This window comes from Flavobacterium anhuiense (assembly GCF_001705175.1).
GTDB classification, from domain to species: Bacteria; Bacteroidota; Bacteroidia; order Flavobacteriales; family Flavobacteriaceae; genus Flavobacterium; species Flavobacterium anhuiense.
Window position 1 is genome coordinate 4,520,520 of sequence record NZ_CP016907.1, and the last position, 13,940, is coordinate 4,534,459.

10 protein-coding genes and 1 tRNA gene are annotated in these 13,940 nt (G+C 34.6%); 7 read left to right on the plus strand and 4 right to left on the minus strand.

Annotated features, from left to right (window positions below; genetic code table 11):
- The 3 genes from BB050_RS19080 to BB050_RS19090 all read left to right on the plus strand — a co-directional run bounded on the left by BB050_RS19080 (position 1) and on the right by BB050_RS19090 (position 2,043).
- Entirely contained in the window at positions 1–648 is a 648-nt protein-coding gene (locus BB050_RS19080) for a hypothetical protein (RefSeq protein ID WP_066034705.1), read from the plus strand.
- Positions 649–734: 86 nt separating this feature from the next.
- Positions 735–1,403 carry a sensor histidine kinase gene (locus BB050_RS19085; protein ID WP_236940366.1) on the plus strand — a complete coding sequence of 223 codons (669 nt, stop codon included), beginning with the start codon at positions 735–737 and terminating at the stop codon, positions 1,401–1,403.
- Entirely contained in the window at positions 1,393–2,043 is a 651-nt protein-coding gene (locus tag BB050_RS19090; RefSeq protein WP_008463961.1) for a response regulator transcription factor, read from the plus strand. The genes BB050_RS19085 and BB050_RS19090 overlap by 11 nt, the downstream gene beginning before the upstream one ends.
- Here the strand turns inward: BB050_RS19090 and BB050_RS19095 are convergent.
- A complete protein-coding gene (locus BB050_RS19095) occupies positions 2,040–2,552 on the minus strand; it encodes an adenine phosphoribosyltransferase (protein WP_066034707.1) in 513 nt (170 codons plus the stop codon). The genes BB050_RS19090 and BB050_RS19095 overlap by 4 nt on opposite strands.
- Before the next feature lie 114 nt (positions 2,553–2,666).
- On the opposite strand from BB050_RS19095, the gene BB050_RS19100 reads away from it, so the two are divergent.
- Positions 2,667–2,740, plus strand: a tRNA-Arg gene (locus tag BB050_RS19100).
- A 222-nt stretch (positions 2,741–2,962) separates the two neighbouring features.
- On the opposite strand, the gene BB050_RS19105 is transcribed toward BB050_RS19100, so the two are convergent.
- Positions 2,963–5,467, minus strand: a complete 2,505-nt coding sequence (locus BB050_RS19105; RefSeq protein ID WP_066034708.1) for a S8 family peptidase — start codon at positions 5,465–5,467, stop codon at positions 2,963–2,965.
- A 9-nt stretch (positions 5,468–5,476) separates the two neighbouring features.
- Positions 5,477–6,430: an AAA family ATPase gene (locus tag BB050_RS19110; protein ID WP_066034709.1), complete on the minus strand. Its 954-nt coding sequence runs from the start codon at positions 6,428–6,430 to the stop codon at positions 5,477–5,479.
- A 238-nt stretch (positions 6,431–6,668) separates the two neighbouring features.
- Here BB050_RS19110 and BB050_RS19115 point away from each other — a divergent pair, with 238 nt between their 5' ends.
- On the plus strand, positions 6,669–9,491 hold the full coding sequence (locus tag BB050_RS19115; protein WP_066034710.1) for a hypothetical protein: 2,823 nt from the start codon (positions 6,669–6,671) through the stop codon (positions 9,489–9,491).
- The gene (locus tag BB050_RS19120) at positions 9,492–10,526 is read left to right on the plus strand and encodes a hypothetical protein (RefSeq protein WP_066034711.1); all 1,035 of its coding nucleotides are present in this window, start codon (positions 9,492–9,494) and stop codon (positions 10,524–10,526) included. It begins immediately after the preceding gene.
- 907 nt (positions 10,527–11,433) lie between these two features.
- Here BB050_RS19120 and BB050_RS19125 read toward each other — a convergent pair.
- Positions 11,434–12,903, minus strand: a complete 1,470-nt coding sequence (locus tag BB050_RS19125; protein ID WP_066034712.1) for a M28 family metallopeptidase — start codon at positions 12,901–12,903, stop codon at positions 11,434–11,436.
- A 341-nt stretch (positions 12,904–13,244) separates the two neighbouring features.
- Between BB050_RS19125 and BB050_RS19130 the strand changes: the two genes are divergently transcribed.
- On the plus strand, positions 13,245–13,832 hold the full coding sequence (locus BB050_RS19130; protein WP_066034713.1) for an RNA polymerase sigma factor: 588 nt from the start codon (positions 13,245–13,247) through the stop codon (positions 13,830–13,832).
- The last annotated feature ends 108 nt before the right edge of the window (positions 13,833–13,940 follow it).

A 13,940-nucleotide genomic window follows, 5' to 3' on the forward strand; every position in this document is an offset into this window, starting at 1 on the left:
ATGTTCGAATTTTTAAGATCTTATATCATTTATATGGCTTTATTGTCAGGAACGATTGGTTTGTTTGCACTGCCAAAACTTCCTAGCAATAAAGCTAAATTTTTAGTACTTTTAATCTGGTTTTCTATCGTAATCGAAATTATAGGCTATTATTTCACCGAATGGACAGGTTTGCTGAATTTTTACGTTTATAATTTCTACATGCTTGCCAGCCTTTCTGCCTATATTTTACTTCTAAGAGCCTTATTGACTAAAAAAGATCATAGAATTTCGGCTATTCTTTTTTTAATTCTATTTATTGTTTCTTTCTTTTTAAATATTTTATATTTCAAAGAAGACATAAACCGTTCTTATACCTATAGTTTTGCAATTGGTGTATTAGTAGTTTTAATATTATCCTGTCTGTACCTGATCGAGATATTCAATTCAGAAAAAATATTGAATTTTAAAAAATCGGTTTTTTTCTGGTATATACTCGGCATACTTGTTTTTCATGTTCCTTTTACCCCCTTTATGCTGGCTATCAATTGGTTTCTAATCAAGCAGGACGATTCTATCTTTAGTTTGGTTTTGTTTATTTTAAATTTTCTGGCGCATAGCTGCTTTATAATTGGATTTATATGGAGCGAAAAGAAATACAACTATTAGTTATTTCCCTGGGTATTGTTTTCTTTACCCTAATCGTTATTTTGCTTGTAATTTTCTTCTATTTTTTAAAGAAAAAAAATAAGTTTTTGGTAGAAAAAATGGAAGCCGATTTGTATTTCCAATCTGAATTGGTGAAAACAAGAATTGAAATAAAAGATCAGACTTTATCTGAAATCAGCAAAGAACTGCATGATAATATTGGACAAATTATTTCGGTTGCTATTATGCAGCTGAATATCTGCATTAACAGCAAAGATGTCCAAATCAACGAACTTAAAGATTTAAAAACTCTTCTAGCGAAATCTTTAGACGAACTAAGAATTCTTTCGAGAATTATAAACAAAGACAACTTACTTCAAAACAACTTTCTCGAAGCCATTCAGCAGGATTTAGAGAGAATTAAAAAGCTCAAAAAGATTAAATTCAATTTTAAGCAAATTGGAGCAATTCCTACAATAAATAAAGAGCACGAACTCATTATTTACCGAATTTTCCAAGAAGCGCTTCACAACAGCTTAAAACATTCCAGAAGCGATTTATTTGACGTTCATATCGAAACCACTGATTCTCTTTTTATATTAAAACTAAAAGACTTTGGAATTGGTTATGACCTAGAAAAGTCAAATTCAGGAATCGGACTAAACAATATGAAATTAAGAGCCAAGCTTATTGGCGCAGAATTAATTCTAAATTCAGACAGCACCGGAACCAGTGTTACTATCGAATATCCTTTAACCCAAGACCATGAAGACTAACCTTAAAAGAAAATTAATAATTGTAGACGATCATTTGCTTTTTTCCCAGTCACTTGAACTACTGATTAAAAGTTTTGGCGATTATGAAGTTATAGAACGTTTTGAAAACGGAAAAGTTTTTATAGACTATCTGGAAGAAAATAATTCTACTGAAATCGATCTTATTTTATTGGATGTTAATATGCCAGTTCTTGATGGATTAAGTACTATGCAATGGCTTAAAGACAATAGGCCTGACCTAAAAGTAATTGCTTTGTCTGTTAATGATGACGAAGAAATTATAATCAAAATGATTACAAACGGAGCAAAAGGCTATCTGCTAAAAGATACCTCGCCTGAAATTTTTAAAGAAGCAATTGAATGTGTCATCGAAAAGGGTTTCTATTTTACCGAGCTTGTTTCTGGAATGCTGATTAATAAAGTCAACAGTGATAACAAAAAGATCTGTTTAAAAGAAAAAGAGATTGTTTTTATCAAACATGCGTGTACCGAAATGACGTATAAAGAAATCGCATCAGAAATGTGTCTAAGCCCCAAAACCATTGACGGCTATAGAGAATCGCTTTTTGATAAATTGGAAATAAAAACCCGAATCGGACTAGTGCTTTATGCTATTAAGCATAAAATTGTTTTTGTTTAATATGTCAACGCTGCAAAAACAGGGTATGCCGCAATTTTTTCTCTTCCGTTAAGAAAAGTCAGTTCCATCAAGAAATTGCATTGCACGATTTCGCCTCCTAGTTTTTCAACTAATTCGCAAACTGCTTTTGCGGTTCCTCCAGTTGCCAATACATCGTCATGTATTAAAACTCGGTCGCCTTTTTTTATGGCATCGGTATGCATTTCAAGACTGTCAGTTCCATATTCTAATTCATAAGAAGCTGAAATGGTATCAAACGGAAGTTTTTTGGGTTTCCTTACGGGAACAAATCCAGCATTTAATTCTTGAGCAAGCAGCATTCCGAAGAAGAAACCACGTGATTCTGCACCAACAACCTTGTCTATTTTTTGATTTTCTAAAGAGTTCACCAAAATTCTTAAGCAATTTGTTCGCGCTTCAGGGTCAATTAGCAAAGGAGTTATATCTTTAAACAAAATTCCTTCTTTTGGAAATCCCTGAATATCACGTATATAATTTTCAATCTTCATTTTTTTTTATTTTTCTGTTATTTTTCGCTTGTATATCTCACTTTTATGTCTATCTTTGCACCCGCAATAAGCAATCAACAAAGCTACAAAAAAATAGCTAATTGATAACAAAAAGGCCTCGTGGCGCAACTGAATAGCGCATCTGATTACGGCTCAGAAGGTTACAGGTTTGAATCCTGTCGAGGTCACTCAGCCAGATGGCGCCAATTGAAGACAATTGGCGCCATTTTTTAATATACCCCTATAATAAATGAGTTTTACTAGTTTTTGATGTATTTATCTTTTTTCAATCATATTGAAATAAAGTGGAAAATAACCTTTGTTATTTATTAATTAGTTTTAGAATTAAAAGACGACAAAAGGAAAATATAGCTCCAGATGCAACAGAGCCTAAATTCTTTTTAAATCATTTATATCTTGACAAGATTCTCCAGGGTTATTCTTGTTGCAATAGGGGTATAAATATCCTGTGTATTTTCAGGGGTCTCAATCGAGACTATTAGGGAATATCTAATAGTGCTGTTATACTTTGCCTGTCGTTTGAGTTGTTTCCACCAGCCTGAAGCTTGAGGATAGATAGCCAGCTTGTTGCAAGAAGCTATTTCCGCAGCAGTTCCGGTCCAATAATTACTGTGTATTGATCCCTTGAAAACATTATCTGCCCCTAGCGCCCATCTTTCACTGCCTTTTTCTTTTTCCATAGTTGCAGAGTCAAGTGATTCCTTAGGATCCATACCTAGCTCAGTTTTAAGAGTATCTTGATTGATTTTGTTGGTACGCAGCTTAAAATTGTCAAAGTCCTCCCCTGGATTAATGAGTACAAAACGAAGCGCAGTTGACTGATAGGAGTATTTTGTCGAATAACCTTTATCCCCCGGATTGGGTTCAATAAAATAAGAAAGAGTTATTCTAAGTGTTGTGGCGGCGTCCCCTAAATTTTCTAGAATTTCTTTTGGCCATGGAAATTCATAATAATGAATGTCTTTTGTTTTTATATTACTGCCTGTTTTTTCATAAGGCTGCAGTACTTCTTCAGAAATAAAAGTAAGATAATTGGATTGGCAACTTAATGCTCTTTGCAAATTAGGTACACCATAGCCATAAATCCTCAACATTTCCAGAGCTTCAGAGCTTTTTTTTCCGGCTTCAAATCCAAACTGGTCATACATGGCCTGGGTCCATCGTGCCGAATGGATCAGCAATGCCCTGCAGGTTTCAGGCCACGCATCAGGATAGGAATCCCTTAGTTTTGCCAAAAAATTAGACGCTAGCGCTGTAGCGGAACTGGTGGCATTAATAGTAGTGAAATTATTGGTTACCGCATTACGTGAGGTGGTTAGCATTTCAAGGTCATCATGCTGGGCAACGTTGGCATTGGCCAATCCTTCAATATTCCCCCCCTCAAATACGACATCGGGCTTGATGGGCCATGAATTTTCCCATGAAATTGAGGTTCTGCTGAAAGGAGAAAGTTCTGAGTGGCCCGCCAGAGTTGGCCTGTCAGGAAAAATCTTTTCTGTAAAGGCTCCTATTCCTATAGAGTTCCAAGATTGCGCAGGGCTTTCCACTGCCAGATTCAGATTACTTTGGGGATAATTTTTCCAATCCTCCTCTTCCCTTACATTGCCTACACTTACGACAAATATTTTTTTATCCTCAGGGTCATCTCCAAAAATAATATTATCAAGAACCGCTGACCATGTGGAAGGCTTACCAAAATCATTTTGGTACTCACTTGTAACAGCCATGCAATAAATCCTTCTGTAATGAGGATTTACAATCTGTACAGTGCTGATGGCATCCGACATTACGAATGGATACTGGTAAAAATGATTCCCGTTAACCGGAAGTATCTTTACGGATTCAATCTGATGGTTGACATAATTCGCATAAGGGTTTTCTAAAAAGGAATTTAGATTGCCATATCCTACTACTCCCGCCATCATTGTACCATGTCCATTATTATCGGTAATTCCCCAGGAGGCATCAGCAGCATGCCTGTCTTTATCGGCTAAAATGGGTTGCAATAGCTTGTGGCCGTTATTGATACCGCTATCGAGAATTGTTACAAAATTATTATCATTTGTAAAATCAGTATTTTGAAGTGCATCTGTTATCCAGTCTTCTCTTGCAACTGTGATCTCATTAAGCCAAAAGCTGTTAGGCTCCTCTGCTTTTCTTATTTCAGCAATCAGTGGAAATGATTTTATAAGTTCGACTAACTGTATATAATTTGCCCTTACAATAACAATCGTTCTCTGCGGAAAAGTAAAAAACTGGCCAGTTGATTCGATTCCAAATATCTTATTTACCCTACCTAATGTGGTAAGCATTTTTTCTGGAGACACTTCCTCCGTGTCAAGCCAAAGCTCACACCATACTTGTTGATCCCTTGGCAGAAATTCAACAGAACTGCTCCAAAGATTTTCTATTGTAGCTCTTCGTACGCTATCAATAGTATCTATAAGTGCCTGATTTTTGGGTTTTCCCGTATCCTCTCCCTTATATCTAAAATTTTTTGTAAGATATTCCTCAACATTTTTAACAAGACCTCCAATCTTATCCTCGGGAATGAAAATTGTGGCAATTTGCTCATGAGTTTCACTGTCACGCTTCACATTCAAAAGCTTTGCTCCTTTGGAGTCAAGAGATTCCAATTTAAGATTATCATTTGCCGAGCTCTTGAAAGTAAGATACTCCCCTTCTGCACTTGGCAGTTCTTTTTCTTTTCTATCTGCGCTTTCAAAGATATGCTGATCCCAGATCTCATTTATGGCTGAGAGAAGATTGTTTCCGTGATTTGCACGATCACGCTCTGGAAGAGCTTTACTTGAATTGCCTTTTTGGGTAGTGGTAAATTTTTGAGATGTAAAGACATCTTTTACAAACAGGTGTGGTTTATGGTCATCACTCATGGGCAGGAATTAAAGATTGAAATTTATCTTTCTGTCTTTTATCATCTCAATGAGGAGTTTTTGTGTTACTGTATTTTTGTCGGTAAGGATGATTTCTTTCAGGGCATCATGACAGGCATTGGTTATTTCTGCATGGCTGAGTCCCGAGGCAGCTGCAATAACATTCTCTAATGAGAAATTGCCAAGGTATTTGCTTAATTTTAATTTAATGAGTTCTTCTATATCATTCTTATCCGGTAAGTTATAGTTGATTATATCATCAAATCTTCTAAAAAGTGCAGAATCTAAGATGCGAATATTGTTGGTAGCTCCAAATATAATGCTCTCAGAGGAATCCTGCTCGATGAATTGAAGGAAAGAATTTAGCACTCTTCGCATTTCTCCAACCTCATTGTCTCTTCCTCTCTCAGCGCCGATGGCATCAAATTCGTCAAAAAGATAAACGCCTCGATTGGAAATCATCATATCAAAAATCTGGCGTAATTTTGATGCAGTTTCGCCCATATACTTAGTCATAAGCTTATCCATCATAATTACATACAGTGGAATTTTTAATTCCCCTGAAATTGCAGACGCAGTGGCCGTCTTTCCAGTACCTGGAAGCCCGGACAAAAGTATTTTTCTTCTATTCTGAAGACCAAATTTTTGGATTTTATCACGTTGTTTGTACTCTTTGATTATTCTTTGCAATTTACCATTGACATCATTGGAAAGTATTAGTTCGCTCAGCTTATTTTCTGGATAGTATACCAGAACTAAGTCACTCAAATCGGGGTTGATCCTAATTACTTTAAATCCGTCAGTCTTTGATCTGTCAACAAGGGCCTTAATATCTTTTGCAATGGTAAGATGTCCCTGCCTTGCCTCATGGGCAGCTAACTGCAGAGCAATGGAAGTAAATCTCTCATTGTCATTTTTATAGTGAGATTGTAAAAGTGATTTTATTTGTTCAGCTGTTGCCATGAAACAAATGTAATAAAAAATTATACTTTACTGTTACTTATAGCACTATCTTCTTTAAAATTTCAACTAGCCTGAAAAATTCATTAAACTGAATATATTCTAGCTGTTACCAAAGTCAAACAAAAAAGACTGTATAAGCAGAATTATCTGAAAAATAAGTAATAGTAAGACAAGAAAAAAAAATAAAAATAAAGTATCTTGCTAGGAAAAAATTGCTTTGCATTACTAATAATAGGTTATGAAATTTTTAAACTCATTTTCGGCAGAAACCAAATTAAATTCCTTAAGCATTCGTATTGCGAGTTTAGCCCACGGAAATAATGCTTATAAATCTTATGTCGATCAAAAGATTATAGGGGACAATCTCAAATATAACCTCTCGCTTATAATTAGTAAGATCATTTTGAACCTTCAATATACCGACAGGACTAAAAGTACTTTTATTGCTATAATCGAAAAATATAATCAAACCAATAAAACTGCCTTAACCTATGAAGATTTTGAGAAGTCCCATTTGATAAGAACCAGCATGGGGGATATAGTTTTGCCATCTGTTGTACGTTATTTTTTTTGGAATATAGATGATGAAAAAAGCAATGGAAAAGGAATTAAAACCCCTAAACAATTTTATGATCTGATTGCCTGCCTAAGAATCTATTATGACAAATGTTTTAAAAATGTCTCACTTAGTATTGATGCAAAAAAATTTAAAGGTATTGTTGAGGGAAACTCAAATAAAAAGCTAACCATCAAATACTTTATTCAAAGAGGCCTTTTGTTCCAAAAAGATGCAGCAACATTTTCATGGAAAAGCAGCGAACTACTCCGCCATCTCAGAAATGAAATTGCGTCAACACTTTGGATTCTGCTTAAGGAAAATGATCCTGACTATAGGGAAAAATATTTCAAGTTGCTCATAATGACCGGCGTTTGGGCAGACAATCTAAATCGGTTTCTTACACCGCAAGACGGTAAAGAGCTCCGCGACTTGGCTCTGAATATTTTACAAACTGAACGTGATTTCGAAAAATCAGAAACTGAATTCACAAAAATATGGTTTGATAGCGAGAGTTATAGAGGAAAGAAAATAGGACAAAAGATACCAGCAGTTCACTTCAATTATGATAGTGTGCACAATTTTGTAGAAAGTACTTCTTTGTTGGGGCGATTCTTCCAAGAAATTAACGATCATCAGAAGACCAGAAGCTACTCCAGTCTTCTTTTGCAAATCATTATGGATTTTGACAAGCATCCTAAACCATACGAAAATGCCCTTAGATTATTGACAGATATGGAAAAACCTGCTCTTATTTGGACATTTTATAGCGAAATCCCGCGTGCTTTTCCAATGTTAATTCCTTACCTTTTGACACACCAGGATTTAGCGGCTTTAGCTTTCTCACTTATAGACAAGATTGAATTGGACCCGGAACTATTGGAGAACTCCTACAAACATGATGACAGGACTAAAGCTGTATGGGATGCCAAAAATCATTTATGGCTCGAAATGTTTGATATGATGCTTGAACACTACTCAGCTTTACATTCAATAGACCAAAAACAGGCAGAAGTACTTTCAATAATTATGAAAGATTGCTCCAACAAACTTTTCGCTAATAATACTACAGGTACAAATGAAGCAATAGTACATTCTATGTATCGTGTAAGATATGAGAAAGCATTGGGAAAACTCTCTTCAAAAAGAATAACATCATTCCGCAGTTATCCACAACCGTTAGTTTTACCCAGGATGATGTTTTATATAATTCCGCAGATGAGGCAATTTTTCATTATTGAACTGGGAGAAACTATACAGACACAGTCTCCATATGTATGTTTCAAATCTGGCGTATTTGATTTATGCATTGAGCTTGTAAGATTAATGAACAGCCGCGTTTCCGAAATTGAAATCAAGGCAGAACAAACAGCTATCTTGGAGGAGTCATCCAAAGATTTAATTAAAGCTTTATATGCTCATTTGACATGGTTCTATACAGCTAAGGAAATCGAAAGACAAGATTTCGATCAGCCGGAAACTGTTAAAATCACAGCCCATCGTCAGGACAATCCGTTTGCTTTTGAAATAATTGATTGGGGCTATCTTTTTCTGCAATTTGAGAAGCAAGACCTGCTTGATTTGTTTAAAGAAAATTTTGAAAATGCATTAACGTTAAATCCTCAAAAGGAATATTATGAGGATGAAAATCGCGAAGAAAAAATTAAAATAAGGATTTTCTTAACTTCAGTGACCATCGCCTACATGGCCATTAATAACAAAAAAAATCAATTTGAACTCGAAGGTCTTCCTGTTAGTGAAGTCCTTAGGAAATTAAAAGAATACATAAATGTATATTTTCTACGCTTTAGCACCAACGATATTGCAAATGGCAGGATTGATGTATTAGATGACACATTTATTTTCTTCAAATATAATCAGTACCAACATGATCTTCACGACCTGCTTCATCAATCGTTAAATCATTTTGAAGCTAGCGAAAGAGAAGATTTCATCAAGCAACTTTATCGTAATAGCGTTGAGTTAGGAAAAATGCTTTCCGCAATAAATAGCATAGAGTCAAATCATACTCGTACTATTATCTCGGAATTGATAGACAATATCAATATAGATAATTTTATTGATAGCCGTAGAACGGTTACAGAATATGAAAATGCATTAATTGAAGCAATAAATTCCGATACCCATTGGGAATTAGCAAAGCCCCTCATAGAAAAGATAAAGGTTCATTTTGAAAAGAAAAGGCATCTCCCTGCGGAAACAGAAAAATTCATCTTTAGAATTAATCTGCTACTCGCCTTCAAAGAAAAAGATTTTGCGGAATTATGCAAACTGGAGATTCCTAAAAACAAATATGCGATCCACCCTGTAGATAAGAACTTACAACTGGAGAAGAAATTTTACCAAGCCCTGTTCAAGCTTTATAATGACAAAGATTATGATAATGCCGCAGCTTTGTTTAGGGGACTTCTCTCAGAAGATCCCAAAAACGTTACTTATGCCTATTACCTCTATCATGCCGAAACATTAAAATCCATAAAGTAAATGAATATACAATCATTAAATAAAGCCAACAAAGAATGGGAGGATTTCTTAAAAAGTCTTTCCGATGAGGAAAAAAGTGCTCTTCAAAAAATAGATGAACAAATATCAAGTACCAATATATATCATTTTGTAGCCAACAAAGATGCTTCAAGATTTGACCAGACCTTAAATACACTCTCAAACCCTTATAAATTTAATCAGGAACTCATTCCTGTTATCTATAACTACTACCTCGAAAGAGAACTTCATGAAATGGCATTCGGCTACAGTGTTGCTGCCAAAAATTATCTTATTGAAAATGGTGAAGTAATAAAACCTGAGGTCGAAAAGATCATGAATGAGGCAACACATGACAAAACCCTTACCTCTATCAAGCTAAGTCTTAACAACCTTAAATCCCTTATCCCTCAAGACTTAGCAAAAGTTACACCTGATAATGTAAATAATAAAAGAAATTTAAGCGAGTTCGTGCTACATGAGATTATTGAAGCAGGTAAAATTATGCTTGAAAAAATTGATGCTATCCGCAATATTCCTCATGAAGATAAATATAATGACTTACTTATTGCAACTTTGCGACTGCGGTTCCAGATTTGGGGATGGAGCTGCCACGATCAGGGACGCTCAGGCAAATCTGCATCAGGAAAAGGTTCCGGAGAAACAGATGTGATGTTTCAATCCAATGGGTCTAATATAGCATTATGTGAGGCATTCGTTCTTACAGGTCGTGACAAAGCCTTAACTGAAAAACACATAAACAAATGTTTTACATATAATACGTATCTTGAAAGTTACTATATGATTGTGTATTACAAAGGGCCTTCGCCTAATTTTGATTCTACCTGGACCTCATATCAGAATGACATTATTAACTGCCCCTATGATGCACGCTGGCAAATTGACCAGACAAGAGGTTTGGAAGACATTTCCGCAAAATTTAGTAATGTTACTGCCTTTTACTTAGCCAAAAGTTCTCATGGCAAACAAAAAAGCGTCTATCATCTAATGATAGATTTAAGTGATTACACAAATTGAAAAAGAAAGTAGTAATTTACTATTTAATAGGGAAAATCCAGTGCGTCCAAAAAACTATCTGTTTTTTTAATCTTGGGAAAGCTCCTAAAAATCATTAATATAAATTCCAAGACAGTAGTCCTAATAAGCCAAAGAAAGCCAATTCTACCATAACAAAAACAACCTTTTCAAATCCTCTATAATATTTGAAGAATTGTATATTATTGTGATGGCATAAACCAATTGAGTTTGTATAATTTTTGCATCAATCCCCAACAGGACATCCAAACCAAAAATACAAAGTCAATGGAAGACAGACACTACATATAGAAAGCCAATTTCTTCAAATCGTCCAAAAATGATGTTGTAATTTGTCCTGTCCCCGTCACTCTTAAAAAAACGTTAAAACTTAGGTTTTAGCGTTTTTTTTATACCTTTTTTATAGCATTTAACCCACTTTAACTTATAAATATGAGTGATTTGTAAATCCTGTACAGTTAACTTAATAATACACAAACCTTACTAAAAGTCCCACAAACATTAAGATTAAATAAATTCCATTATTATTACATTATCAATAATCAATTTTCGTAGAAAACTGATTTGAATTTAGGTGCAGAATTGGTGCATTAAGTTTTAATACTAAATTAAAACATTGTAACAAAACAATTTATAGAATTAAGTTCGAAACATTACTACATCAAAATATTTTTTAGAAGTATTGATACAAGATTTTCGGCAGAATCGTGGCACATCGAACTCTGAAACAGGAACATCTTAGTAAAACCAATATGTGCAATATATAGGTTCGAGTATTTTAAAGAATTTAAAAGGCAAAGATAAAACCTAGCTTAAATGCGACAGAACCATGACAAACCTATCTAAAAGTAAAAAGATGTCTGACAAAGCAGACATCTTTGTGATATAACTAGTGATCTTTTTTTTGTGGAATCACTTTTGGCCGTTCAGTTTGATTGGATAAAATCCAGCCCGTTCTATAGATCCAGTCTGTCATTTTATGCAGTTTGGCAAAATCTATATTTTCAGATTCGTCCATTGGCGTGTGATACTGGCTGTGCAATACGCTTGTAAAGAAAACAGCCGGAATATTCCTTCTGGCATAAGGCAAATGATCTGATCTAAAATAAAAGAATTCAGGATGTTCCGGTCTGTCCCAAAGTTTATCCAACTCGAATTTTGGTCCTTCATCATTGGCTTTTTTTGCCGCAGCTACCAGATCGGGAGAATTTTGATGCGGATCGCTTGAACCTAAAAGCGCTGCCTGATTGATATCATTTCTTCCTATCATATCACCATTTAAAACAGCAATTATATCTTTTTCCGGTACTGTTGTATGTGAAGCGTACCAACTTGAACCTAACAATCCGCGTTCTTCTGAACCATGAAATACAAACAACGCCGATCTTTTTGCCGGTTGTTTTTTGTATGCCCTTGCAATAGCCAGCATAGCCACACAAGTACTTGCGTTATCATCGGCTCCGTTGTAGATCGAATCTTGTCCGTATTTCTGTCTTACGCCATCATGATCCTGATGTCCACTAAAAAGTACATATTCATTTTTTAACTTAGCATCCGTACCTTCGACTTTTCCCACAATATTTACAGATGGATATTTGTAAGTTTCTGAAACTACTTCGGCAGATAAAAGCTCTTTTGTGTTTTTAAGAAATTCTAATTGATCATTGTGCACCCAAAAAGCGGGCATTCTAGGCGGAACAGGCATTTTATCACGGTATCCTTCAATTCCGTAAACACCTCGTTTCATTTGAGGTTCCACCTCAGACCAGCTTTTTTCGCCCAGTTCATCTGCAACGATAATAAGAGCTGCGGCACCTCTATAAGCTAAATCTTCATAATATTTTTGTTTTACGAATCCAGGATAACGTCTCTCGAAAAGCGAAATATTATCTGAAATTCCCTCTTTAGAGGCCAATACTACAACAGCTTTTCCTTTTACATCTGCTTTTCTGATTTCCTCGGCAGAAGCGTTAACTAAAAATAAAATGGGAGCTTCGACTTTCTTTGTTGTCGTTTCGGCAATAAGAACCTCATTCCATAATTTAAATTCTTTTTGTCCGATTTTAAATTTGGTATTATTGGTAACCTTATGTCGGTATAAATCAAAAAACTGAAAGAAAGTACCATCGTCTCCCGCTGGTGACATTCCGGCTTCTTTGGCTTTTTCAGCCAGCCACATGGATACTTTTAATTCATCTAGAGTACCGGCTTCCCGACCGTTAAAATGATCGCCGGCCATCTGGTACATATCTGTTTTAAGGTCCTTTAAAGTAATCGCACCAATCAAAGGTTTTTTGATTGTTTGCGAAAAAATAATGTTACAGCTTAAGCTGAGTATTAAAAACAACTTTTTTTTCATAATTAAAAATCAAATTAAAGATTGAATAATTTTCTGATAAAAAAAGAAGGGTCTGAAAAAAAGACAAATCTATACTTTTTATAAATATACTTCAAAAAAGAATCAAATTTTAATTCTATTCTGCTCAATTTTTAATTAAAACAAGACTTAACCTACAATACATCAAACATCAAAACAAAACACTATTGAATTTTATGCAAAAGAGCATTACTTATTTTTACGATAATTTATTATTTTAATGATAAAATGGTAAAATAACATTTTTCGAGGCTTGTTATCGATAAATAATCTTCATTTCAAAAAAAATAAATAATATTGCTGAATTGATTGTTACCAAAAACATGGCTCAAAATTCGAATATAGACGAAAAAAAACTTCTTCTTGAATTGTCTCAAGGAAGTGAGCCTGCGTTTACCAATATGTACAATCAATATAAAAATAATGTGTATTCTACTGCTTTACGAATTACAAAATCGAAAATTCAAGCAGAAGAAGCCGTTCAGGACATCTTTTTAAAAATATGGCAGAATCGCGAGAATTTAGCAGAAGTAACTCATTTTGAAAATTACCTCTATATAATCTCACGCAATCATTTGTTCAATTCGATTAAAAAAATCGCCCGAGAAACGAGTCAAATAGCCGAATTCAATCAGAAAGAAGCTGGAATTATTGATACTGACAGCAATATCAAAGACGAACAGTACAATACCATTTTAAATCAAATTGTAGAACAGCTGCCGCCTCAACAGCAAAAAGTTTATCAAATGGCTAAAAGAGACGGACTAAGCCATCAAAAAATTGGTGAAGATTTAGGCATCTCAACAGAGACGGTTAAAAAACATATGGCTCAGGCTTTGAAGTTTATACGTCTTAAAATTTCTCCTTACATGAATATGTTCATGTCATTGCTGCTTTTTTCCAAACTTTAGTCTAAAGGTTTTTCTTTCAAAAAAGACCTTATTCCATTTTTTTACATTTTTTTTACATTTTTTTCACTTTCGACTACTCCCTCCCCTTTTTTAAATGGTCTTTATATA

Coding starts and splice junctions, on each gene's coding strand:
- BB050_RS19080 (WP_066034705.1), top strand. CDS start 1: ATGTTCGAATTTTTAAGATCTTATATCATTTATATGGCTTTATTGTCA.
- BB050_RS19110 (WP_066034709.1), bottom strand. CDS start 6,430: ATGGCAACAGCTGAACAAATAAAATCACTTTTACAATCTCACTATAAA.
- BB050_RS19130 (WP_066034713.1), top strand. CDS start 13,245: ATGGCTCAAAATTCGAATATAGACGAAAAAAAACTTCTTCTTGAATTG.
- BB050_RS19090 (WP_008463961.1), top strand. CDS start 1,393: ATGAAGACTAACCTTAAAAGAAAATTAATAATTGTAGACGATCATTTG.
- BB050_RS19120 (WP_066034711.1), top strand. CDS start 9,492: ATGAATATACAATCATTAAATAAAGCCAACAAAGAATGGGAGGATTTC.
- BB050_RS19095 (WP_066034707.1), bottom strand. CDS start 2,552: ATGAAGATTGAAAATTATATACGTGATATTCAGGGATTTCCAAAAGAA.
- BB050_RS19105 (WP_066034708.1), bottom strand. CDS start 5,467: ATGAGTGATGACCATAAACCACACCTGTTTGTAAAAGATGTCTTTACA.
- BB050_RS19115 (WP_066034710.1), top strand. CDS start 6,669: ATGAAATTTTTAAACTCATTTTCGGCAGAAACCAAATTAAATTCCTTA.
- BB050_RS19125 (WP_066034712.1), bottom strand. CDS start 12,903: ATGAAAAAAAAGTTGTTTTTAATACTCAGCTTAAGCTGTAACATTATT.